The sequence below is a fragment of the Pectinatus frisingensis genome (genome assembly GCF_015732285.1).
Classification (GTDB): Bacteria; Bacillota; Negativicutes; order Selenomonadales; family Selenomonadaceae; genus Pectinatus; species Pectinatus frisingensis.
In genome coordinates, this window is the sequence record NZ_WIQU01000014.1 from 125,131 (window position 1) to 149,954 (window position 24,824).

The 24,824-nt window shown below is 37.4% G+C and carries 20 protein-coding genes and 2 riboswitches; of the genes, 3 read left to right on the forward strand and 17 right to left on the reverse strand.

The window, feature by feature from the left end:
• Nucleotides 1–33: 33 nt before the first annotated feature.
• The 17 genes from dhaK to pdxS form a co-directional block, all read right to left on the reverse strand.
• Nucleotides 34–1,029, reverse strand: a complete 996-nt coding sequence (dhaK, locus tag I6751_RS01840) for a dihydroxyacetone kinase subunit DhaK (protein ID WP_196590131.1) — start codon at nt 1,027–1,029, stop codon at nt 34–36.
• Nucleotides 1,030–1,183: 154 nt separating this feature from the next.
• The gene (locus tag I6751_RS01845; protein WP_196590130.1) at nt 1,184–2,398 is read right to left on the reverse strand and encodes an anaerobic glycerol-3-phosphate dehydrogenase subunit C; all 1,215 of its coding nucleotides are present in this window, start codon (nt 2,396–2,398) and stop codon (nt 1,184–1,186) included.
• A 2-nt stretch (nt 2,399–2,400) separates the two neighbouring features.
• Nucleotides 2,401–3,666, reverse strand: coding sequence for an anaerobic glycerol-3-phosphate dehydrogenase subunit GlpB (gene glpB / locus I6751_RS01850; protein WP_196590129.1), 1,266 nt, complete (start codon nt 3,664–3,666; stop codon nt 2,401–2,403).
• On the reverse strand, nt 3,663–5,270 hold the full coding sequence (gene glpA, locus I6751_RS01855) for an anaerobic glycerol-3-phosphate dehydrogenase subunit GlpA (protein WP_182187855.1): 1,608 nt from the start codon (nt 5,268–5,270) through the stop codon (nt 3,663–3,665). The genes glpB and glpA overlap by 4 nt, the downstream gene beginning before the upstream one ends.
• A 495-nt stretch (nt 5,271–5,765) precedes the next feature.
• Nucleotides 5,766–7,259, reverse strand: coding sequence for a glycerol kinase GlpK (glpK, locus tag I6751_RS01860; RefSeq protein WP_196598972.1), 1,494 nt, complete (start codon nt 7,257–7,259; stop codon nt 5,766–5,768).
• Between the two features lie 118 nt (nt 7,260–7,377).
• Complete coding sequence (locus I6751_RS01865) at nt 7,378–8,106, reverse strand: MIP/aquaporin family protein (protein ID WP_196590127.1); 729 nt, start codon at nt 8,104–8,106, stop codon at nt 7,378–7,380.
• A 347-nt stretch (nt 8,107–8,453) separates the two neighbouring features.
• Entirely contained in the window at nt 8,454–9,314 is an 861-nt protein-coding gene (locus tag I6751_RS01870; RefSeq protein WP_182187852.1) for a YitT family protein, read from the reverse strand.
• A gap of 44 nt (nt 9,315–9,358) precedes the next feature.
• Nucleotides 9,359–10,033 (reverse strand): hypothetical protein, encoded by a 675-nt coding sequence (locus tag I6751_RS01875; RefSeq protein ID WP_196590126.1) that lies wholly within the window; start codon nt 10,031–10,033, stop codon nt 9,359–9,361.
• A complete protein-coding gene (locus I6751_RS01880; protein WP_196590125.1) occupies nt 10,026–10,442 on the reverse strand; it encodes a DUF3783 domain-containing protein in 417 nt (138 codons plus the stop codon). Before I6751_RS01880 ends, I6751_RS01875 begins: the two co-directional genes overlap by 8 nt.
• A 210-nt stretch (nt 10,443–10,652) precedes the next feature.
• Nucleotides 10,653–11,711, reverse strand: coding sequence for a DUF2939 domain-containing protein (locus tag I6751_RS01885; protein WP_182187849.1), 1,059 nt, complete (start codon nt 11,709–11,711; stop codon nt 10,653–10,655).
• A 279-nt stretch (nt 11,712–11,990) separates the two neighbouring features.
• Nucleotides 11,991–13,208, reverse strand: coding sequence for an MFS transporter (locus I6751_RS01890; protein ID WP_196590124.1), 1,218 nt, complete (start codon nt 13,206–13,208; stop codon nt 11,991–11,993).
• 157 nt (nt 13,209–13,365) lie between these two features.
• Nucleotides 13,366–14,253, reverse strand: a complete 888-nt coding sequence (locus I6751_RS13845; RefSeq protein ID WP_196590123.1) for a LysR family transcriptional regulator — start codon at nt 14,251–14,253, stop codon at nt 13,366–13,368.
• A gap of 189 nt (nt 14,254–14,442) precedes the next feature.
• Entirely contained in the window at nt 14,443–15,819 is a 1,377-nt protein-coding gene (locus I6751_RS01900) for an amino acid permease (RefSeq protein ID WP_196590122.1), read from the reverse strand.
• A 114-nt stretch (nt 15,820–15,933) separates the two neighbouring features.
• A riboswitch (glycine riboswitch) is annotated at nt 15,934–16,010 on the reverse strand.
• 3 nt (nt 16,011–16,013) lie between these two features.
• A riboswitch (glycine riboswitch) is annotated at nt 16,014–16,089 on the reverse strand.
• A 288-nt stretch (nt 16,090–16,377) separates the two neighbouring features.
• On the reverse strand, nt 16,378–17,040 hold the full coding sequence (locus tag I6751_RS01905) for a Crp/Fnr family transcriptional regulator (protein WP_196590121.1): 663 nt from the start codon (nt 17,038–17,040) through the stop codon (nt 16,378–16,380).
• 268 nt (nt 17,041–17,308) lie between these two features.
• Nucleotides 17,309–18,598, reverse strand: a complete 1,290-nt coding sequence (locus I6751_RS01910; RefSeq protein ID WP_196590120.1) for an O-acetylhomoserine aminocarboxypropyltransferase/cysteine synthase family protein — start codon at nt 18,596–18,598, stop codon at nt 17,309–17,311.
• A gap of 272 nt (nt 18,599–18,870) precedes the next feature.
• On the reverse strand, nt 18,871–19,443 hold the full coding sequence (pdxT, locus tag I6751_RS01915) for a pyridoxal 5'-phosphate synthase glutaminase subunit PdxT (RefSeq protein WP_196590119.1): 573 nt from the start codon (nt 19,441–19,443) through the stop codon (nt 18,871–18,873).
• A 1-nt stretch (nt 19,444) separates the two neighbouring features.
• Nucleotides 19,445–20,323, reverse strand: coding sequence for a pyridoxal 5'-phosphate synthase lyase subunit PdxS (gene pdxS / locus I6751_RS01920; protein WP_196590118.1), 879 nt, complete (start codon nt 20,321–20,323; stop codon nt 19,445–19,447).
• Nucleotides 20,324–20,444: 121 nt separating this feature from the next.
• Between pdxS and pdxR the strand changes: the two genes are divergently transcribed.
• From pdxR to I6751_RS01935, 3 genes are all read left to right on the forward strand, one after another.
• Nucleotides 20,445–21,884: a MocR-like pyridoxine biosynthesis transcription factor PdxR gene (pdxR, locus tag I6751_RS01925; RefSeq protein ID WP_196590117.1), complete on the forward strand. Its 1,440-nt coding sequence runs from the start codon at nt 20,445–20,447 to the stop codon at nt 21,882–21,884.
• 262 nt (nt 21,885–22,146) lie between these two features.
• On the forward strand, nt 22,147–23,565 hold the full coding sequence (locus I6751_RS01930; protein ID WP_196590116.1) for an APC family permease: 1,419 nt from the start codon (nt 22,147–22,149) through the stop codon (nt 23,563–23,565).
• Nucleotides 23,549–24,475, forward strand: a complete 927-nt coding sequence (locus I6751_RS01935; protein ID WP_196590115.1) for a S66 peptidase family protein — start codon at nt 23,549–23,551, stop codon at nt 24,473–24,475. The genes I6751_RS01930 and I6751_RS01935 overlap by 17 nt, the downstream gene beginning before the upstream one ends.
• The last annotated feature ends 349 nt before the right edge of the window (nt 24,476–24,824 follow it).

Here is a 24,824-nt window from a genome sequence, read left to right on the forward strand (position 1 = left end):
TCCTCCCTGAATCTATTATAATCTTTTATTTTATTAAAATTGTACTAATGCCGGAGTATCTGCCGGTGCAAACAGCAACTCTTTCAATTCATTGTCGAGTTTTAACAACGTCACTGAACAGCCTGCCATTTCTAACGATGTCATGTAATTGCCTATATATGTTTTCACCATTTTAAGTCCCTTTTCCTTTAATATTGCCTGGACTTTAGCACTTACAATATACAGCTCCATCAAAGGAGTTGCACCGAGTCCGTTAACCAAAACAGCCACTTCATCGCCTGTTCCATAAATATTTTCCGCCAATATTTTATCTACTAATTGCTGAGCAATTTCATCGGCAGTTTTAAGGCTTTCCCGATGTGTTCCCGGTTCACCATGTATACCTATACCAATTTCCATCTCATTGTCAGCCAGGGTAAAGCTTGGTTTTCCTGCTGCCGGTACAGTACACGGTTCAATGGCCATTCCCATTGAACGTTCATTGGCAATGACTTTTTCAGCCGCTTTTTTTACATCAGCCAATGCTGCACCGCTTTCTGCTTTAGCTCCGGCAATTTTATGAACCAGAACTGTACCCGCTATGCCGCGCCGGCCTGTTGTCCAAGTACTGTTTTCTACTGCAACATCGTCATTGGTGATTACTTTTTCTACTTCAATACCATCAGCAGCTGCCATTTCAGCCGCCATTTCAAAATTCATCACATCGCCGCTATAATTTTTTATTATCAGCAAAACTCCTTTTCCTGTATCAACAGCTTTTATTGCTTCATATATCTGATCCGGTGTAGGTGATGTAAATACTGCTCCTGCTACTGCTGCGTCAAGCATTCCTCTGCCAACAAATCCGCCATGTGATGGTTCATGCCCACTGCCTCCACCACTTACTAATGCTACCTTACTATTTTTTTTATCAGCCCGCACCACTACATCAAAACCTTCTAAACGCTTTAAATACTGCGGTTGTGATACAACCATACCATTTAACATTTCTTCGACCACATTATCCGGATTATTAATGATCTTTTTCATACTGACTGCTCCTCCTCAATAAATTCGATTTTCTATGTTCATTCTATATATAGTATATATTAAACTATTTAAGAGAAAAACCTTCTATTTTTCTCGATGATAAAAAAATAAAATAGCACCTTAAAGATGCTATTTTATTCAAACTCATTTGTTTTTACAAACCATATGCTTTTTTAAAAACCGTAAGTGGATGAATAGCATGAACACCACTGCCATTTTCCATTTGCAAACGGCATGTACCACATTCTGAAACACCTAAATCCGCATGTGAATTTTTTATTCTGGCGAACAGCTTAGAACCGACTTTCATAGCTATTTCATTCTTATCAGCTTTAAAACCATAGCTGCCTGAAATACCGCAACAACCCGCATCAGCTTCTTCTATCTGCATGCCAGGAATAAGCGGCAAAAGTTCCATAGATGGCCTGCCGATAGCCTGTACTTTTAAATGGCATGGTGCGTGGTAAATATATTTTGTGCTATTTTCAACAAAATCAGTGTTGAATTTACCCTCATCGTTTAATTTTGCCAGATATTCTATGGAATCATACATATGTTCTGCATAATCAGCCATTCCTGCAAAATCAAAAAGTTCCTGATATTCCTGTTTCAACATTAATCCACAGCTGGTACAGGCTGTAACTATATCATATCCCTTATCAACCCAGCCTTTAAGCAATTTGACATTTTTAGCCGCATTGATACGGGCATCATCAATATAGCCGCCTGACACCATTGGGGAACCACAGCAAACAAACTTTTCATCCACAGCAACTTCCACTTCATTTTTCTGATATACCTTAACTAAATCAACGCCTACCTCTGGTTGATTATAATTAATATAACAACCGGAGAAAAAAACTACTTTTCGCGGATAAGAAGTCTGCTTTATTTTCTTAAATTTACTTATAAAAGATTCACTGGCATAAGTTGGCATCTTAGCATTTTGGGTTATCCCCATTGCATTCATCATATTAAACGCTTTTCCAATAGCCATGCCCATGCCGGCAAAAGTAGATCCCATTGGTAATGCCGTTATCAATTTTCCCATCTTTTCGCTATGTGCCAGCATGTCATCCGCCCGTGATTTACGCGGGTGAGTTTTATAATATTCATTTTTGGCCATCATATTCAATGTCGAAATCGGCACACCGGACGGACATACTAAATCACACGTCTTGCAATTAGAACAATAATCAAGCATCGGATCATCATCAGATACTAATTTTCTCAACCGAGTAAGAGCCGGCCCGGTCATTTTAGGGCCACGGAATTTTCTTGTTGCTGCGGTCACTGGACATGCAGTAATACATATAGTACAAGCGGTACATTTATCAGGATCTATCGCATGTTGTTTATTTATTGCCATTTTTATGCCTCCCCACAAAATGCGGCAGCTGCTTTATAAGCTGTTATCAGAGCAACACCATTACCTGATTTTTCATAACAAAAATCATATCCGGCCAAGCTTCTGCCTACGACTTTTACATTGGAAGCTATTTTGCTGCCATCTGCTGCAACAGGTGTTAAGTCATTGTCAACATTTACACCATATTGTGCAAAAATCTGTTTTTTATCGGCAAATAAATGCTTATATGACCATTCCGTCTGTACTTTAGGCACATCAATATTTATATTAAAAACCGGTTCTACCATCGAACCTATACCGGCAATAAGTCCTCCACCGTATACACCGCCAGTAGCCAAAATAAACTGATCTGCATAAAATTTTCTCTGCCGATCAAAGCCTTCTGTTATAACCGCCTGACATTTACCATCTGCCACTTCTGAGCCAACTACACGTGCTTTTTCTATTATCTGAACGCCATGTTTTTTCGCATATGAATTCAACATTTTATCCAATCGTGTCCCTGTCACAGCAGGTGGCAAAGATGACACTTCAACTAACTTGCAGCCAAGATCTTTTTCCAGAGAATCAAGTATTTGATAATTGGGATCGAGACCCAAGACAGGCGGCAATACTATTGCTGTACTATTTTTAATATGCGCTTTTACTTGATTGACAAACGCATTATACCCTTCTTTAGTTTCCAGCCAGCGGGCAACATCCATTGCCGAAATATCACGTAAATCACGACCATATTCAAAATTCAGCTGCACAACAAATTCTTCAATATTTTTATCTGATTTTAAATGTTTTCTTAGATTCTTTGTTACCATATTGGCATAAAAATCTTTCATAGTATCAAAACCAACTACCAGAATATTTTCTGCATCAAATATAGCTTGCGAATTCATCGTACGCGGTACCAGACAGCTTGGTTTAAAATTGCCGATAGCCGTTGGCACCCATTGATTTTTATCCGGGCTGCCTATATATGGAAAACCTTCTGACTCAGCTATTTTAAGAAAAGCCCTTAAGGCCTTATCTACAGTTTGAGCGCCTACCTTAGAATAAGGATGCCCAGATGCCATTTTATCCGCACCCAGCACAGGATTTTCAATGGGTTTGCCATCATCGGTATAACCTAAAACATCAATTATTCCACCGCCAATGGTGAGTGTTCCTGCACCATAAGATAATATCTGCACCTTTTTACCCATATCAGCAGCTATACAGGCCGCAAACAGTCCTGATATTCCATTACCAATAATTAATATATCACTTTTTCTCATTTTATATCTTCCACCCCGCTCAAGTTCAGTGCCGCATCATAAATTGCACGCGTAAGCTCAATATCACGGAGCATATTCCCCCACAATACAGGACGGATCCCTTTCCACCGTGTTTCCAGGAAATCCTTGCATAAATTCACAGTGTCCTTTGACCATGGAACATCTTCCTTGTCAATAGCACCAACACTGCGATACGCACAAAATGTTCCCTGACAGGTTCCCATTCCCAAGCGAGTACGTCTTCTCACATCACTAACTGTATGGCTTGTAGGTTCTCCGGCAATTTCTTCTATTTCAGCCCGCGTAACATTTTCGCATTCGCAAACCAGCTCTTTCATTTCCGGTTGTTTTTCAATACGTTCAATCACGCGTTCCAATTTGTCATTACCAAGACGGGAAGATGCCAGTTCTGCACCATAGCTTGGAAATACAGCTTTAGCGCGGTTTATTAATTCAGGAGATGGATCATCAACAAGATTTTCTTCCGCTGTATGACATTTTTCATTTACCCCTAATTGTTCACAGACCATGTTACAAACTTTTTCCGCCATCAACCTATACGTAGTAAACTTACCACCACAAACGCTAAAGAAATGCTTAACACCTTCGTGAGCGTGATCCAAAGCAACAAATCCACGTGATGCACTTCGTCCTTTTGCATTAGGATCAGCACTGTACAACGGCCTTGTACCGGCAAACACACGCAATATTCGATAGTCATAAATATTTTCGAAAGTAACTTCACCGACTTTCATCATTTCCACTACTTCTGCCGTTTCGGTGCTGGTATCATCTGGTGCACTATCAATTGATGTCGTTCCCAATATCGTTATTGAACCATGCGGCACAAAAATATCAGCATCAGATGATTTATGAAGACGATGAATAACCCGATTGCAAATGCGATGATTAAATGCTATCAAAGTTCCCTTACTGGGTTTTACATTCACGGTTAATCCTGCCAATTTGGCAACTTCTCCAGAAAAAGAACCCGCGGCACTAATAACAAAATCACAAGCGATTTTGTCTTCCCTGCCTGTCCATCTGTCACGTATCCTCACACCAACTACTTCACCATTTTCCGTTTCAATGCCGGTAACTTCCATATAGGTCATGGCTTTGCCACCATACTTATTAGCTGATGCTACAGTCTGCCATAACAACCGAAATCCGTCAATAGCTGCACCTGGACAACGATATGCCGACAATAATTTTCTACTCAGATTAGGTTCAAGTTTAAAAGCCTCATCCATAGAAATAGGTATCGCTGAAATACCGCATTCAGCACACGATTTCACCCATTCGTGTTCATATTCTTCACTGTCTTCCGGAGCACGCACAAAAATACTTTCTGTAGCTTCTACACAATGACGTCCTATTCTGCGCAGGATAGTATTTTCTTCAATACATTCCTTTGCTGCTTCTTTATCTTTCACAGCATAACGACCACCGCTGTGGAGTAATCCATGAAACCTTGAACTTGTCCAATAGCCAAGATCATCACGCTCTACCAAAATAGTGTCTACTCCGCGCATTGAAAGGTCACGCAAAATGCCAACACCGGTAGCTCCACCGCCTATAACCACTACTGTTGTTTTTAACATAGCTCTTCCCTTTTCCTCCTTGAGTTTATATATTACCAAAATCAGCTTTAAAGCTAAAGGCTAAAGATTCTGAATAACATATACTCTTATTACATTAGGATTTAATTGTCAACATCAACAGTTGACAATCATGAACATAAATAACCTTATATGTATTCATTAACAAGTTTTCATCGTGCCCCTAACATGATGAACATATAAGGTAACTTGATTATTATTATAAATCATAAACTAATTTATAGCAATAATTTTTACATGCATATAAGTAAAATATTCATTTCATATGAAGTTCAATATTTTACTTATGAAGACAATAATAATAGCAAAAGCCACAGAAATTCATTAAAACTCCTGCGGCTTTGACTACTTTTTTTCTAATACTTTTACTAAAAATATAAACCATATCCTGGACGGATATTTAATATATAAAACATCCGTCCAGGAATAATATTTAATTTTTAAATATTGACTCCTTAAATAACTTAAAAAGTTGAATTAAAGCCAGTTCATGGAGCGGCGTACAGCTTTCAGCCAGCCAAGATAAAGTTCTTTTCTGGTATCTTCAGCCATATCAGGTTCGAAACGGCGATCCAGCTGCCAATTTTTGACAAGATCTTCCTTATTTCTCCAAAAACCTACGGCAAGACCTGCCAGATAAGATGCCCCTAAAGCTGTTGTTTCAACGACTTTAGGCCGATCAACCGGTACGCCCAGTAAATCGCTTTGGAACTGCATCATCAAATTATTGGCAACAGCTCCGCCATCAACTTTTAGTGCATTGAGTTTTATACCCGAATCTGCCTGCATAGCATCAAGAACATCCTTGGTCTGATATGCCAGGGAATCAAGTGTAGCGCGAATTATATGGTTTTTGGAAGTACCACGGGTTATGCCAAAAATAGCCCCGCGAGCCTTCATATCCCAATACGGGGCGCCTAAGCCTACAAAAGCCGGTACCACATAAACACCTTCAGCATCTGCTACCTTACCTGCATAATATTCGGAATCCGGTGCGGAATCCAATATTTTTAATCCATCACGCAGCCATTGAATAGCAGAACCAGCAACGAAAATACTGCCTTCTAATGCATAGTTCACTTCACCATCGAGACCCCAGGCAATTGTTGTTAATAGTCCATTTTTTGAATCATATACTTCCGAACCGATATTCATAAGCATAAAGCAGCCTGTTCCATAAGTATTTTTGGCCATGCCTGCCTTAAAGCATGTCTGTCCAAACAAAGCAGCCTGCTGATCACCTGCCATGCCGGCAACAGGTATTTCAACACCCTGCGTAACGCTTGGTACAGTGACTCCATAGACTTCACTAGACGGTTTAACTTCTGGCAGCATACATTTAGGCACATCTAAATAACCCAGAAGTTCATCATCCCATTTTAGTTCACGAATATTATATAATAACGTACGTGATGCATTGGAATAATCTGTAACATGGACCTTGCCGCCAGTCAGTTTCCAAACAAGCCATGTGTCCATTGTACCAAAAAGAAGATCTCCTGCTTCTGCTTTTTCATGGGCACCTTCCACATGATCAAGTATCCATTTAATTTTTGTACCGGCAAAATAGGCATCTATAAGTAAACCTGTTTTCCTATGGAATATATCAGAAAGTCCCTTTGCTTTCAATTCTTCACAAATTTCCATAGTCTGGCGGGATTGCCAAACAATAGCATTATATATAGGTTTTCCTGTATTTTTATCCCATATTACAGTTGTTTCACGTTGATTAGTTATACCAATAGCTGCTATTTCATGGGGATCAATATTAGCTTTGGCAATTACTTCAGACATAGTACCAACCTGTGTAGACCAGATTTCATTGGCATTATGTTCTACCCAGCCTGGTTTGGGAAATATTTGGGTAAACTCACGTTGAGCAACAGCCACTATATTAGAATCATGATCAAATAAAATGGTCCTGGAACTGGTAGTCCCTTGGTCTAACGCCAATACATATTTTTTTTCCATTAAAAAAGCCCCCTAATATAATATGTCTTCATATACCCTTTATTTCATATATTCCAGTAATGAGCCCTAAACAGGCTCATTACTAAAAATCAGTTATAATTATAAATCAATAAATATATTAAATAATACCAAATGCTTTAGCTACTACATAAGCCGCAAATCCACCAACCATTGGTGCAGCTACCGGTACCCAGCTGTATCCCCAGTCAGATCCGCCTTTGCCGGCTATAGGTAAAATAGCATGTGCAATACGAGGTCCAAGGTCACGGGCAGGGTTCATTGCATATCCGGTAGGACCACCAAGACTGACACCTAATGCCCAGATAAGCATGCCGACAAGATAAGGCCCAACGCCAGCGGGGAATTGACCGTTATTAGCATTGAACATACAAAAAATCATAAATACCAACATAAATGTAGCAATAAATTCGCATAAAAAGTTTGATCCATAGCTTCTAATGGCCGGTGCTGTACAAAAAACACCAAGTTTTGATGCCGGATCTTCAGTAGCGCCCCAGTGCGGCAGATAAGCAAGCCATACAATTATGCCTCCAACGATACCGCCTAATATCTGTACAAACATCGTTACTATTGCTTGATTGGCTGTATAAATACCACCCTTAAGCAACTTAGCCAAGGTAACTGCCGGGTTTAGATCGCCCTGTGGCGCCCCCAATGAAGTTGCTGCATAAACACCCAGCATAACTGCAAATCCCCATCCAACGGTTATTACTATCCATCCGCTGTTTTGTCCTTTTGAATGTTTCAAAGTACAGTCTGCACAAACACCGCCCCCAAAAACAATTAGTACGGCGGTTCCAATAAACTCTCCAAATAAATTATCCATTTATAAATCCCCCTTGATAAATATAAAAACTGTCCGCCCACAACACGGCTTCCCTATTCCTTGCTCCCTTCTTTTTATTGCGTTGCACAGCGGTGTTTAACTATGTTGACTATAATACACTATTTTTCTATAATAATTAATTTTTGTAATTTTTATAATTTTTGTTTAAGTTCTATTGAGTGAATTTATTATATCATAACTTATTTCCATAAGTCAACTAATTGCAAGTTAAAATTATCTGGCATTTTTGATAGTTAAAAAAACTTTGTTTAGTTCTTTTATTCCCACTAATTAGCCGCTATATATAAACTATTATAAAAATAATTTATATATAGCTCAACAACGATTTACTTTTTAAATCGTCCACCGATTATATCATTGACCTTATATATAGTGACAAAAGCCATATCGTCAACATCTAAAACAGTTGTTTTAAGTTTATCAATTTCCAGTCTGGTAACAACACAATAAAGAATTTTTTTCGTTTCACCGGAATATCCGCCTTCACCATGCAGTAAAGTAACACCTCTTCCCAATTCGTTGACAAGTTTATCAGCGACCAGATCATAACATGATGTTACTATCATTACCGCATAGGATTCTTCCAATCCCTGAATAACCACATCTATTGTCCGGGCAATTATAAAGTAAGCCACCAGGGAATACATTGCATTATCCCAGCCAAATATCAGTCCTGCACCGCTCAAAATGAACAGGTTAATAAACATAACTATTTCGCCAACGGAAAAAACACTCTTTTTATCTAAAATAATAGCAACCATTTCCGTTCCATCAAGTGAGCCGCCATTTCTGATAATAAGTCCAACACCAAGACCCGTTATTATCCCGCCGAATACTGTAGCCAAAAATGGTGTATCCGTCACCTCAGCTATTGGAACAAATACACTTGTCCAGCCAGAAAGACAAATAATCGCAAAAACACTGGATATAACAAACGATTTGCCGATATGGCGATATCCCAAATATAAAAACGGAATATTTAAGACCGTTAGAAAAGCCCCCAATGGCAGCCCCGTAAGATAGCTGCCCATTATTGATAAGCCGACAACACCGCCATCGATAATGTTATTAGGAACCAGGAACAGTTCCAGACCAATTGCCGTTATAATAGAACCAATAAATAAAAACAAGTATTTTAATATATAATCAAAGTATTGATGTCCATTATGCGCATGCTGTTTATTCAAATATCAATTCATCCTATCCTTCTTTACCTATATTATCATATTTTTCACGGAAGAATACTCTGTAAGTATGTTTTTACAAGAGTTACCGCATCCTTATTTTTATGATACTCATCACTAAGATTTTGCTGTAATTGCGAAAGTTGCTGTCCTGTAGTCTCCAATTTAGCCAAACTACTATTTATCTCATCAATCTTAGACTGTATTTCGGCAGTAGCCGTAGTACGCTTTGCAGTTGCCCCGATCTTTGCTTTTTCCCGTTCAGGAGTTTTCCCCGAAATTTTATCAGCAACACTTCCCAGCCATTCTCCGAAACTTTGAGGAGTATCTTCATCCGACTGTTTATACAGCTCTTTTCGTTCATCTTCCAAATGCTGACGCTGCTGTTCCAAGCTGCGCTGCTGCATTTTTATGTCAGACCGCTGCCTATCTATCATTTGCTGCTGATGGATATTATCATTTTCAGCCATTTGTTGTTTATCATTATAGTAAGATGAAAGTAAAAAGCCACACAAAAGTGCTATTACAAATACTGCAGCCAAAATAATCAACCTTGACTCACTACTTATACGTTTTTGCCAAAAATGTAATGATCTGCCATGTTTAGTATTGTTCGCATCTTCTATTTCAATATCATGCCGTTTAGCACCAATAATTTTATGCTGTGAAACGGGTTCAATTTTACGGGTATTTTCGAATTCTTCGTTAGAATTATTACTCATGATCCTCCCGCTTTTTTTGCAGTTCAATCATTGCCCCATGTTCCTTTTGCATAGTAATACAAAGCCTTTTCAATGTCCAAAAACGGTTTAGTGGAGTTACAACTGCTTTGTATAGGCTTATTATATCAGCATTTTTCATTTTTGCCAAAACTTCATCTAAATGTTTATTATTTATATTATGAAATATTATTACCTTATGATTAAAATCAAAATCTTCCTCACCTGTATTGTTTGCCCCTGAAAAGCCTTTAAGGTTTAGCAGGAATCCCACTTTCTGATTGAAATCAGCCTTATCAACTATAGTTTGTTTTATATTATGTAAAGTAAAAAATTCACACGTTTTAGCTAAATCATTCTGATCGATAAAATTATACAAAAGCACCCTTGCTTCTTTTTGACTTTTTTTCATTTTGACTCACACCTCACAGCTACTATTATACTTGATAACCAACAGTATCTCAACGCTGATGATTTTTTTCATATCCTATACTTCTTTATTCTACAATAATTTTCCTAATAATAATTAAAATTCATATTATTTATAATCGTAAAATATGATTTTCAATCGAAAAAAATCTTATATTTTTTATATTTATAAAAAAGCCTAGTCAAAAATTGCTCATTTTGCCAAATCCCGCTTAATAATATTGACTAAATCAGTTTCATTAGTTTCCAGTGTTTTAGCTCGTTTTAAATTACTTTCAGCTTCACGCAGACTTTTGATTTCCTTGTCATCAAGCCATTTGACATAATTTTCATAGTAAGCTATATACAAATCACAAATTTTCAAACGCAGCCGCTGTAACGTTTCTGCTGATTTGGGCACACTGACCGCAGCCAATGCTTCCTTCAGCATATGCCAATGCGGTAACATATTATCATTTATAATATTTTTTAAATTATTACGCACATCATTATTGCCAATACTGCCCGTATCTTTTATATCCTGAAGCTGTCCGTCAATGTTCTTGAAGGTTTTATCATGTTCGGTCATCAATGCATCTGTCTTACTCACATAGGAAAGCATTTCCTGACGACGTTTTTCATTAAGGAGTTTTAAAAAATCAGAAAAATTTTCTACTTTTACCATTTCCCAATGTCCGTCAGCCTGCTGTTCCATAGTAACATTAAAGGCAAATGGTTCATCAATTTCATTTTGCACTACATCGACTTCCAGTAAAGCTTTCTTGGTCTGTTTATCAATGCTTACCAATTTATAACTATTGTAAGTCAAATTATTTAAACCTGAGGTTTGTAACAAATCAGCATAGTCAGATGTTCCGGTTGATTGATCATCAGAATTCTGCTTAACTGCCACTTCACCGTATGTCACATAATCAGTTAAGGCTTCATCAAACCCTTTTATGAAAGCTTTTTTAAATATTGAAGAATATTCCTGCATTGCAAAACCTGTACCGTCCACCGACTGCTGATCAGCATGGACAATACTTTCTGTCACGGAATCGGCCAAATCATCAAGCAAAGCTTTTCTATCCACATATTTGTTAAATGTTTTTACATCGTGCTCAGCTATAGAAGTTCCAATCTTTTTTATTGCATAATCAGGTGTTTTTACATAATAACCGAAATACCAGTATAATGTACCACAACTTATCAAAATTACAATGATTCCTGCGATGGCTGCCTTTATCTTGAAATTACTAACAATGCGTTTCATGTTCAACACCTCCCGGCTTATATAAATCATTTCATATTATGACAGCTTGTCAGTTTTTCCGCAAGAGCAATAAATTAAAAAACTCCCAGTTTACAAACATACTTTCTCATAATATTTCACATATATTCAACTTTCATCCTTTTTACATAAATACAAGGCTGTTCCCCATATTTTGGAAACAGCCTTGTATTTTTATCAGCGCTTTTACTATAAGGACAAAACCATCATACGAAATATTGTCCATATCTTTCCAAACAATTTATCGGGAAATATATCAAATCATTCGTAATCAATCAAAGTATCTTCCTGCGCGGCCATTCTTGTCTGCCCACCTGCTCTTCTGCCGTAAAGCAAATAATACAATATCAAACATATTACTGCCGTACAGGCAGCTACAACATAAAGATTTTGAAAAGTCAATGTTGAATGCAGGCTTCCCAAAATATACGGACCTACTCCCAATCCAAAATCAAGTGCCACAAAGTAAGTTGATAAAGCCACACTTACCCGATGTGATGGGGTGAGTTTTATACACACTGCCTGACCGTTAGACATGAATGTCCCATATCCCAGTCCGACAAACACACCTGCAAGTAATAGAATCGGCGATGTATGCGTAATGCTAAGTAAAAACAATCCGACCGCCAGACAAACATAGCAGGGATACAAAACATAATTTTCCCCTTTACGGTCGAAAATGACCCCCGTAATCGGACGTGTAACTGTAATCACTACTGCATAAACTACAAAAAAGAACGTACCTGCGTCAGCCAAATTTATCTCTCTAGTATATGCAGCCAAAAAACTTAACACACTGGAATAGGCAAATCCCATCAAAAAGCCAATTACTGAAATGATCAATACACGTGATTCTACATAATTATCAAATGTATACTTTTTCATCTGTTTACGCTGAATTGCCGTAAGATTTATTTCCTTTACATCAAGCGCAAAACATCCTATTACGCATAACACAATAAGTACCACACAAGTGACAATTATAACCGTAAAATTGGCCACTATCATCAACAGCATGCCGAGGAACGGTCCGATAGCCGCAGCTAGACTGGTACTTAATCCATAATAATTTATGCCTTCACCGCGGCGCTCTTCCGGAATGCAATTGGCAATTATCGTATTTGTGGCTGTAGAAATAACACCATAAGCCATTCCGTTCAAAAACCGTATTATATACATCATAGTTAAATTAGGAATATAAAAATACATCAATGTAGTTATTAAATAAAAGAATATGCCAAAATATAATGTTCTTTTCCTGCCATATAGTTCAATTTCTTTTCCTAATTGTAATCTGGCCATCAGTGTTCCTAAAATATAAATTCCTGAAGCCAGTCCGGCTTCACTCAAAGAAGCCTTCAGCTGATCTTTAGCCACAACAGCTATTATAACCATCAATAAATAATAAATAAGATACACAACAAAATTTATACCCGTATCAAGCATAAAATTTCTGTTAAACAAGGACCTGCCCTTCATTATTCCATCTCCACTTTTATTTTAAAATGAATTAACATCGCCCATTATATACTTTTAAAATAACTTTGTATAACAAAAGAAAATGATATCTGCCATAATATAATCTTATGGCAGATATCATTTCTTTCGAAGAATGAAAGACTTTATTGTTTTTATATTATGTTTTATACAAATTTCTTATATGATCAATAAATACTTTCATTATTTTATACTTAGGATTATCAGATTTATACATCAAGTAACATTTAAGAATAAATTCTGGCTGCATGTCATAATAACCTTCATTTATTCCCATTGCATTCAGCAATCGCTCAGAAAGGATTGCCCCTGTCTCATTTTGCTGACAATAATGCATTATTGCATAAGGTGTTGACAACCATGCCTGTACATGAGGCACTGCCTTATTAATCATAAGATAATCATGAATTATCGAATTCATTAAATACTGTGGTGCATATTGTGCCAATGGATATGAAGTGATAACTGCGGTTTCTACTTTTTCTATTTTTAAACAAAGCTGTGGGGCATAATATACCATCTTCTCATCAGCAAAAAATACTCTTTCATATCCTGTCGTATCTAATTGAGGCAGGGAAAAAGTCGATATTACATCCAGCCTGCCAATTTTCAACCGGTGCAGCAACTCATATGCTTCCAAATTGTATACATTTATCGGCAAATTTATATTATGTTCCTGAAAGTATGCTAAATGCTGATTCATCAAAACATCTCCCAATGACATCAACGTACCAACATTCAATGGGATCATTCTACCTTGCAGTTTTTTTACATCATATACACATTTCGATAATTCATTGATAATTTTTTGTACGCGCTGCAAAAATTGTTCTCCTGATGCAGTTAATTCACTACCTCGATTAGTTCGTGTTATCAACTGAACACCGAGTAACTCTTCCAGTTTTTTCATTTGAAAACTAAAAGCTGCCTGAGTTATATTAGCTTCCTTTGCCGCTGCGGTGAAATTTTTTACCCGAGCATAAATAATAAAATTTTCTAACTGCTGAATACTTGGTAATTGCTGCACGCTTTACTGTCCTCCACTATATTTTTCCATTATCACATAATATAAAAAAACACATAAATTAGCCATATAAAGATTTATTTTACTTTATTATTTATTTCAATGCAAAACGGATTTATAAAAATAATGCACTTTTCCAATCAAATTAATGGAAAAGTGCACTGTAATATTATTAATTTCTACATTGTCACATTACGGCCGTACCCAGTCGCCTTCAACAATATCTTTGCTTTTCATTCTGGCCTTGATAAATGCCAACATAATAAACCACAGTGGCGTCACAAAAAGTGCCACCCGCGTTTCATCGTTAAAAGCCAATATGACTATAACAAAAGCAAAAAAAGCAAAAATAAAATAACTGCTAAATGGATACAAAGGCATTCTAAATTTTATATCTGATGCTATATCTGGTTTTGCCTTGCGATATTTCATATGGCAAATAACCATAACCGCCCAAATATAAATAAAACAAATCGTCGATATGCTGGTAATCAATACAAACACGCTTTTGGGCATAACATAATTTAAAATTACTGAAATCAAAATTACTGCTGCAGAAAACAGCGTAGCATTGGATGGGACATTATTATGTGTCAATTTTTTCATTGATTCCGGGGCATTTCCCTCTTGTGATAATGAATAAACCATACGGCTAGTGCTAAAAATACCACTATTGCATGCCGATGCTGCAGCCGTAAGCACAACAAAATTTACAATTCCAGCAGCCGCCGCTATTCCCACTGCCGCAAATACCTGTACAAACGGACTCTTATCAGGACTGATCTCCGTCCAAGGATATATGCTCATGATTATTGCTAATGCACCAATATAAAATATAATTACCCTTATCGGAATATTATTAATAGCTGAAGGAATTACCTTAGCCGGATTTTTGGTTTCACCGGCTGTTATGCCTACCAGTTCAATACCTGTAAAGGCAAACACCACCATTTGAAAGGAAAGAATAAAGCCACTTAACCCATTGGGAAACCATCCACCGTTACTCCACAAATTGGCAAAAGTCGATACGCCAATATTGGTGGAAAAACCTTTAATGATCATAATAATTCCCACTGCTATCAGTGATACTATCGCAATTACCTTTATCAGTGCAAACCAAAATTCCATTTCACCAAATATTTTCACTGCCGTAAGATTCATAATCAGCAATACCATTAACACAACAAAACTGGGAATCCATTGAGGAATGCTGGGCAGCCAATACTGGATATACATTCCTGCTGCTGTTAAATCGGCCATTGCCAGTGATATCCAGCAGAACCAATATGTCCATCCAGTTATAAAAGCAGCTTTATCACCTAAATACTCATAAACAAAATCTACGAAAGAATGATAATTTAAGTTGGAAAGCAGCAATTCACCAAGCGCCCGCATGACCCAAAAACACGCCACCCCAGTTATTATATATGCTAATAAAATGGATGGCCCTGCCAAATGAATAGATCGCCCTGACCCCAGAAATAGTCCTGTGCCTATTGCCCCGCCAATAGCCAGCAACTGAACATGGCGATTCTTCAGCTCCCTTGATAAATTTTGTTTTTCCGTCATATTAATACCGCCTTTATTTTTATAATAATTACTAAAATTTCTCTGCGGCTGCCAAAAAGAAAGAGGTCAAAATACAATTGTAAATTGACCTCTAAGGATAGCTAACTTTATTAACTCTGTCCTTTTACCTGAGAGATTCATCGGCAAAATGCCGAGTTGCTCCTTCGGTGCTCTATCGAGGCTCTCCAGAGGTTCGTCCGATAATGGTTCTTTTGCCTGAAAGCATAACATCTTCGGCGGACTATACAGTCTCTCTCCCAATATCTTCATTCGAATCACAATATTAAATTAGTAACATAATTACAAATTTTAACACTTATTTTTATAAAAGTCAATTTTGAAAACACATTTATATTTTTTGAATAAACATAAATTCATTTAAGATTAAACACAATCACGTATTTTATTATTTACTTTATTAAATTTATATACATAATTTCAATATTTGAAAGTTGTTAACTGAAGGACTATTTATTCAATATTTTTTTGAGCTGTTGATGACATTATCATAGCAATTATTTAATGAATGCTCTATAATCAGCATTCTTGGTTTTATCTCTATTTTTCCTTTAGTAAATTTATTCTATATATATCGTCCCATGATGTTATTTCTATAACGTTATTTTTGTTAGTTCTGATCCAACCCCTTTCTTGAAATCGCCCCAATATTTCTGTAACCGTCTGACGACATGCTCCGATCATGTTTGCCATTTCTTGATGCGTAATGCGATAATTTATATAATATTTGTCTTGAGAATCTGTCTTGTATTCCACTAAATGACAAAGCAGACTTGCGACTTTTGCCTCGGTGTCAGCCACCATTAGTTCCTCCAGACGATATTCATAGTTCCTCACATATGAGCAAAATATCATAATCAGTTTAACAGCTATATTTATATTCTCCTCAAGGATTTTCATAAATTTTATCCGTGATATTTGCCAAAGCACACAGTTCTCCATAGTCTTGGCAAAGACGCCGCGGGTTTCTCCCAGCAAAACGGCGGGCAAACCAATTATTTCCCCATCGCAGTAAATCGAAACAATGATTTCCTTACCGGTGGCAGTATTGTGGTAATGTTTAATATGTCCACTTTCAACGTAATAAATATAATTTGCCTGGCTGTCCTCGTTGAAAATAATTTTATGGGATGGCAGCCGCAAAATACAGGAGCTGGCCTTCAATAGTTTTAACTCTTTTGGTGTCCATTTTATTTCCTGCATTAATTACCACTCCCTAAAAAATAATAAGCCGCAACATTCTTTTGAGAATTATACGGCTTACAGTTATCTGTTCAGCATCTGCTATTCATTATTTTATTTTCTACTCAGACGTTTTTTATCGGTGCTTATTACTGCCCCGGTAACAAAACGAGGATATTCAGGCATTATCCCGAATATCCTCGTCTGCAGTATCCTGCTCAACACAATATCTAATTATATTGGTGTTTAGTATACTATAAAATTTACTGCGTTTAATTTTAATCAATAATCATATAGCATCAAAAGCCTGACTTAAATCCCAAATTATATCATCAATATGTTCCGTACCAATTGACAAACGAACTGTCGACGGTGTTATACCGCTTTGCTGCAGTTCTTCTGCACTCATCTGCGAATGGGTAGTGCTGGCAGGATGGATAACCAATGATTTTACGTCAGCGACATTAGCCAGCAGAGAAAAAATCTTTAAATGATCAATAAACTTGCGTGCTTGCTGTTCTCCACCCTTTATTTCAAAAGTGAAGATTGAAATTCCACCGTTCGGAAAATATTTTTTATAAAGCTCATGATCCTTATGAGCTGATAAAGACGGATGGTTTACTTTATCAACTTTAGGATGTTTGCTGAGAAAATCAACCACTTTCAATGAGTTTTCTACATGTCTTTCCACGCGCAATGATAAGGTTTCAGTTCCCTGCAAAAGCAAAAACGCATTAAATGGTGAAATACATGCACCCGTGTCACGCAGCAACAGTGCTCTTGCATATACCGCAAAGGCCGCTGCTCCTACATCTTTGGCAAAACTAATACCATGATAGCTGATATTAGGTTCTACAAGATGCGGAAATTTCCCCGAGGCAATCCAGTCAAACTTACCACTGTCAACGAGTACCCCACCCAAAGTTGTTCCATGTCCGCCAATAAACTTTGTTGCTGAATGAACAACAATATCAGCCCCATAATCAAATGGCTTAACCTGATAAGGTGTGGCAAAAGTATTATCAACAACCAATGGTATCTTATGCTTATGTGCTACAGCTGCTATTTTTTCAATATCAATTATATCAGCATTAGGATTACCAACAGTTTCAATAAAAATAAGCCTGGTATTTTCGCGCACGGCTGCATCAAAGGCACCCGCTCCATCATCAGGACTTACAAAAGTGGTTGTTATTCCTCTATCCGGTAGAGTGTGTTCCAAGAGGTTATATGTACCACCATAAATAGTTGTCGCTGCAACTATATGGTCCCCGACATGTGCCAAAGCATGAAACGCATACGCTATGGCAGCTGCACCAGAAGCTGTTGCCAATGCCGCTACACCGCCTTCAAGTGCTGCAATACGCCGTTCAAAAACATCCTGGGTCGTATTGGTAAGACGTCCATATATGTTTCCTGCATCTTTAAGGCCAAATCGATCACTTGCCTGCTGGCTGTCCTTGAAAACGTATGATGTTGTCTGGTAAATCGGTACTGCACGTGAATCAGTTGCCGGGTCGGCTTTTTCCTGCCCTACATGCAGCTGTAAAGTCTCAAATTTGTATTCATGTTCACTCATATCTTATTACCCCTTTTCCCTATTTCGTAAAATGTGAAAGAAAAAAGGCCAAAGCATACCGTTGTACGCCTCGACCTTTAGTTTTCTAATCAGTCAAACACATTTATTATCTATTGATTATACCATCTATTTGGGGCTTGTCAATAAAATTTCGACAATATACTTCAATAAAAATCTGTCCGTTCAGAAATAAAAACATAAAATGAAGCAACACTTTGTCAGTTACCATGATTTCTGCCAATATACACCGCATAAAATAAGATGACTGTTATTTATTGACAGCACATTTGCCTGAAATATTTATGAAAATCATCTACATGTGTCAATTCCGGATGAAATGAAGTCACCAGCATATTGTCCTGCCTTGCCGCTACTATATTTTCTCCAACCTCAGCTAATATTTTTACAGTTTTACCGATGTCTTGTATATATGGCGCACGAATAAACACCAATGGCAATTTTCCAGACGCAATTGCAGGTATCTGACATGTGGTAATGAAGCTGTCCAACTGTCCACCATAAGCATTACGCCGCACACTTATGTCCATTGCATTTAAATATGTTTTTTCCTGTCCGCAAATTCTTTTTGCCAACAAAATCATTCCGGCACATGTTCCCCATACCGGCAGTCCATCTTTAATCAATTTTTCCAGCGGTTCCGTTAAAGCAAAATCGTCCAACAGCTTACCTATCGCAGTCGACTCACCACCAGGTATTATTAGTCCGTCTATTTGCTGCAATTCATTGATTGTCCGCACTTTTTTCCCTGCTGTTCCAATCTGCTCTAACTTATCCAAATGTTCTGCTACAGCTCCTTGCAGCGCCAATACCCCAATGGTTTTCATTCTACCAGCCCCGATTAGCCAAGTGGTTTTCCGCCGGGATATCTTCAATATTAATGCCAACCATTGCTGGACCCAAATCTTCAGAAATCTTGGCTAATTTTACTGCATCATCATAATAAGTAACAGCTTCTACAATAGCTTTAGCTCTCTTGGCCGGATTACCAGATTTAAAAATACCCGAACCGACAAATACGCCATCCACTCCCAATTGCATCATAAGCGCCGCATCTGCCGGAGTGGCAATACCACCGGCAGCAAAGTTCACTACTGGTAGTTTTCCGTTATCATGCACGTATTTAATTAGATCAAATGGTGCTCCAAATTCCTTGGCAATATGCATAAGTTCCATTTGTGAAGCTGTTTGTACACGACGCATGTCACTTGTCATCGTACGCATATGTCGTACGGCTTCGATGACATCTCCTGTACCTGCTTCACCTTTAGTCCTTATCATTGAAGCTCCTTCTCCAATACGCCGCAAGGCTTCGCCTAAATTTCTTGCCCCGCAGACGAATGGTATCTTAAAGGTTGATTTATCAATGTGATTTTCATCATCGGCCGGAGTGAGAACTTCCGATTCATCAATATAATCAATTCCTATAGCTTCCAAAATCTGTGCTTCCACAAAGTGTCCGATCCTTACTTTAGCCATAACCGGTATGGAAACTGCTGCTTTTATTTCACGAATCATTTTAGGATCTGACATGCGAGCGACCCCGCCTTCCCGACGAATATCTGCCGGAACACGTTCCAAGGCCATTACTGCCACAGCACCTGCATTTTCGGCAATTTTTGCCTGTTCAACGTTAGTTACATCCATTATCACCCCGCCCTTAAGCATTTGAGCCAAATTTTTGTTTAACTGATATCTTTCTTCCATATTGTTGTCTCCCTCATTGACAAATTATTAAAATCTATTAAAATTGCAAGTGTACTGATACAATATAGTACATTTTTTAATAAATTTTCTTATTTTAACAAAATGATGGAGATTATACAAGATGAATAGCAATTTTGTGTCGATACAATTATCAAAAAAGACCAAAAAACCTTTATACATACAGTTATATGATGAACTTTTACGAATGATCCGTTCCGGATATTTTGCCCCTGGTTATAAATTGCCCCCGGTGCGCAAACTAGCCGCTTATTTGTCTATCAATGCCGGTACTGTCGTAAATGCCTACAGGGAACTTGAGAAAAATGGCTTCATTTTTTCGACAGCCGGCAGTGGCAGTTACGTTTCTGAACAACCAGTGACTGCCCACTCAGCTCTTTCCTATGAATTTGACACTTCCAATATATATCTCACTGACATAACTGATAAGGACAGCATCATCGGTACTATAAATATGAGCAGTATTGCTCTTAATCCTGATATTGTATCCGTTGAAGAATTGAAAAAAATTCTCATAAAAATATTGGACCGTGATCAGGGGCGTGCCTTTAGTTATCAAGAAAGCCAAGGTTTTATTCCGTTACGTGAATCTATAACTGCTTATTTAAGAAAAAACCACATCAAAACAAATGTTAATAACATCCAAATTATTTCTGGTGCCCAGCAGGGCATTGATATTGTTGCCCGTACGTTGCTTAACCACGGTGACTATGTATTTACAGAATCTCCTACTTATCCCGGTGCCATTGCCTCTTTTCTTGCCAATGGAGCAAAGATAATAGACATTCCTTTGGAAAAAGACGGTATTAATCTTGATATATTGGAAAACAAGTTAAAACAATTTCATCCAAAACTCATCTATATAATGCCTGTACTGCAAAATCCGACTGGTTGTTCCTATAGTCTTGAAAAAAGAAATGCATTAATAAAGCTTGCCGACTACTATAATATTTTTATTTTAGAAGATGATTATATAAGTGAGCTATCCTATCGTAAAAACCCTTTGTTTCCTTTAAAATCATTGGATCGTACTGACAGGATAATCTATATTAAAAGTTTTTCTAAAATTTTCATGCCTGGACTGCGTTTAGCTTTTTTAAACATGCCCGAAGGTCTGTCCCAAAAACTGCTAGAAGCCAAATATATCGCTGATATTTCGACATCTGGTTTCACACAGCGTATCTTTGATCTATATCTACGGGAAGGATTATGGCAGAAACATATTGATGACATCCGCAGAATTTATAATATTCAATTTGACTTTGCCCGTAACACAGTCCAGCAATGTCTGCCGCCGGCTGTAAAATGGGACAATCCGCACGGCGGCCTTTCTTTCTGGTTAGAACTGCCCGAGTATATAACAGCAGCTAAACTGTGTCAGTTAGCTAAAATTAATAAACTGCTGATAACCGATGGTTCTAATTTTTATCCACGCCATACCGACCAGCAACATGTCAGGATAAGCTTTGCAACACTTTCCCTGCAGCAAATCGGCACCGGTTTACATATACTAGGTAAACTGCTGCATACTGTCAAAAAGTAATTTCCCGTTGTTCTAATATTGTCTCATATTTTTCATAATATCATACCAGATATTGCAAAAAGTGCTAATTATTTAAGCATTAAACACCATTCATTTCTTAGTTAAAAGTGTTAGAATAATTAAAATTAATATTAATTATAGGCTGCTTCATTATATTAACCGGGGATGTTATGCAAATTATTATTGCCCGATTTATCATAAATTAAATTATTTTATTTATTCTTCCACTATAATTGAGAACTTAGAGAGGGATGGCCGTTAAATGGAAAAAAGACACACTGACGACGGATTAAAAAGGGAAATTGGGCTTGGCACTGCTACACTTTTTGTAATCGGCAGTACTATGGGATCAGGAATATTTTTAGCTCCGCAAAATCTGGCTAAAGCATCTTCTCCCACTATTTCAATAATTGCCTGGATCATAACTGCGCTGGGAGCGATTATGATTGCCCTGAGTTTTGCCGACATGGCCAATAAAATACCTAAAACAGGTGGCTGTGTAGAATATACTCATGCTGCCTTTGGAGATCTTGCTGCTTTTTTTGTTGCATGGTTTTATTGGATTGCCCAAACGACCGGGGGAGCCACACTTATCATTGCTTGTTTAAGATATATGAGCAAATTTTTTCCTGTACTCAGTACTAATAATTTACTGTCCTTTTTAGTTGGCAGTGCTATGTTTTGCTGCTTAGCTTATATAAATATAAAGGGAATAAAACAGGGCATGCTGGTATCTAATATAACAACCATATGCAAATTGCTGCCGCTATTACTATTTGTGATTCTTGCAGCATGGTATTTTGATGCAGCCAATTTCCATACGGTTTCACAAATGTCTATCGAAAAAAATGGCTCAAATCCATTTATCTCATTATCGGCTGCGATTGCTATCACTATGTGGTCGTTCACCGGCATAGAAAGTGCTACGACAGCTGGTGGTGAAATTAAAAATCCGCGCAAGAATATTAAATGGGCAACAATTTGGGGAACATTAGGTTTAGTTATAATTTATTTACTAATCAGCACTTTATCCACCGGCATATTGCCTCAAGACCAACTTGCCCAATCTCAAGCACCTATCGCTGACATGCTGGACAAAATGACCGGCGGTATGTGGGGCGGACTGTTTATTGCGTCTGCCGTAATCATTTCCACCCTCGGCTGTGCCAATGGTGGAATAATAGTTGCCTCCCGCTCCGCATTCTCTGCAGCTAAAAACAATCTATTCCCTCCGATATTCTCCAAGTTAGACAAAAAACATAATACACCTGCCGCCTCCATTATGATCAGCAGTTTTCTTTCAGTAGGACTCATTTCTATGAACTATTTCAAAGGTCTCAACGCCGCTTATGAATTTATTATGCTGCTGGCAACAATGGCCGCCTTACCACCATATATATTTGTTGCTGCTGCTGATATTTTGATTGCACGGCAACAAGGTAATAAAATCACCATCTTTAATTTCATTAAAAATGGATTTGTTCCTCTTTTGGCTTTATTATATTCCACATATGCAGTATACTGTACCGGAGCTGAAGCTGTTATGTGGGGATTTTTACTTATGCTTAGCGGTATCCCTTTTTATTTGTTTGTAAAATTACGAACAACCGCTAAAAATCAAGAAAATGGTATGTCAAAAAATAATTATAAGGAAACAATACATAATGATAAAACCCCATAAACTAACAAAAGGAAATACGATAGGTATAATATCCCCAGCAAGTGGTATTGCTAAAGATGAGATTGAACATATGTCAGCAATGTTAAAAAACAAAGGTTATAAAATCAAAATAGGACAGCATGCCTATGAACAAAAATCATATCTTGCCGGATCAGACGACCACAGAGCCGCCGATATCAATAACTTTTTTATGGATGATACTATTGATGCCATATTCTGCAGCCGCGGTGGTTATGGAGCCACACGAATTTTAGAAAAACTAAATTATGCAGCAATAAAGAATAATCCTAAAATATTTATTGGATTTAGTGATATCACCTCTATTCATCTTGCCATTCAAAAAAAATGCGGTCTCATTACCTTTCATGGCCCCATGTCCAGACAGCTGTGCTCAAGTTCTGCTGACTACAACATAGAATACTTAACTAAAGCACTCTGCTCAACTGAACCAGTTGGTCAGATAATGGCTGCAAACGATATGCCGCCGCTGCAGCCATTATCTTCCGGTACCGCCAGTGGCAAAATTATCGGCGGCAATTTATCTTTGATAACAGCTCTATTGGCTACTCCTTATGAAATCGAAACCAAAAATACTATATTATTTCTTGAAGATGTAAGTGAATCCCCTTACCGAATTGACAGAATGCTGACACAGCTTTTAAGTTCAGGTAAGCTTCGGGAAGTGCGTGGTATTATCCTTGGTGAATGGAGTAATTGTAGAGCAAAAAAAGCAGGGGATTTTACTGTAGAAGATATAATAGCGGATAGGTTATTACCACTTAATATTCCTATCCTTGCAGGACTTCCTATCGGTCATGGCCGATATAACATTACTATCCCGGAAGGAACAAAAGTCTATATGGACGCCGATAAAAAAATTTTTTATATCCAGGAAAGTGCCCTTTCATAAATTTCACTTTATTTTCAGGAAAATGTCACATTGCTGCCATACATTTACAATATGACAATGCTATAATTTAGTTATTGAACGTCAGACAACTGAATTATAGCCATCATCACCAATTTATTGTTGATTATAACACCCCTTACTTATTTAATCAGCAATAAATTGTGATTTTACATAAAAACGGGCCTTACAAATGAGGTCCGTTTTATTATTATGATTAAAACTATTGATATTATTGATGAATCCGGTAATAATATATAAAAAATAAACCGGAATAATTATTCCAATATCCACTGATTCCATATCTCATTAAATTAGAAATTATATAATGCCTGCAATACTGAAAAATCTA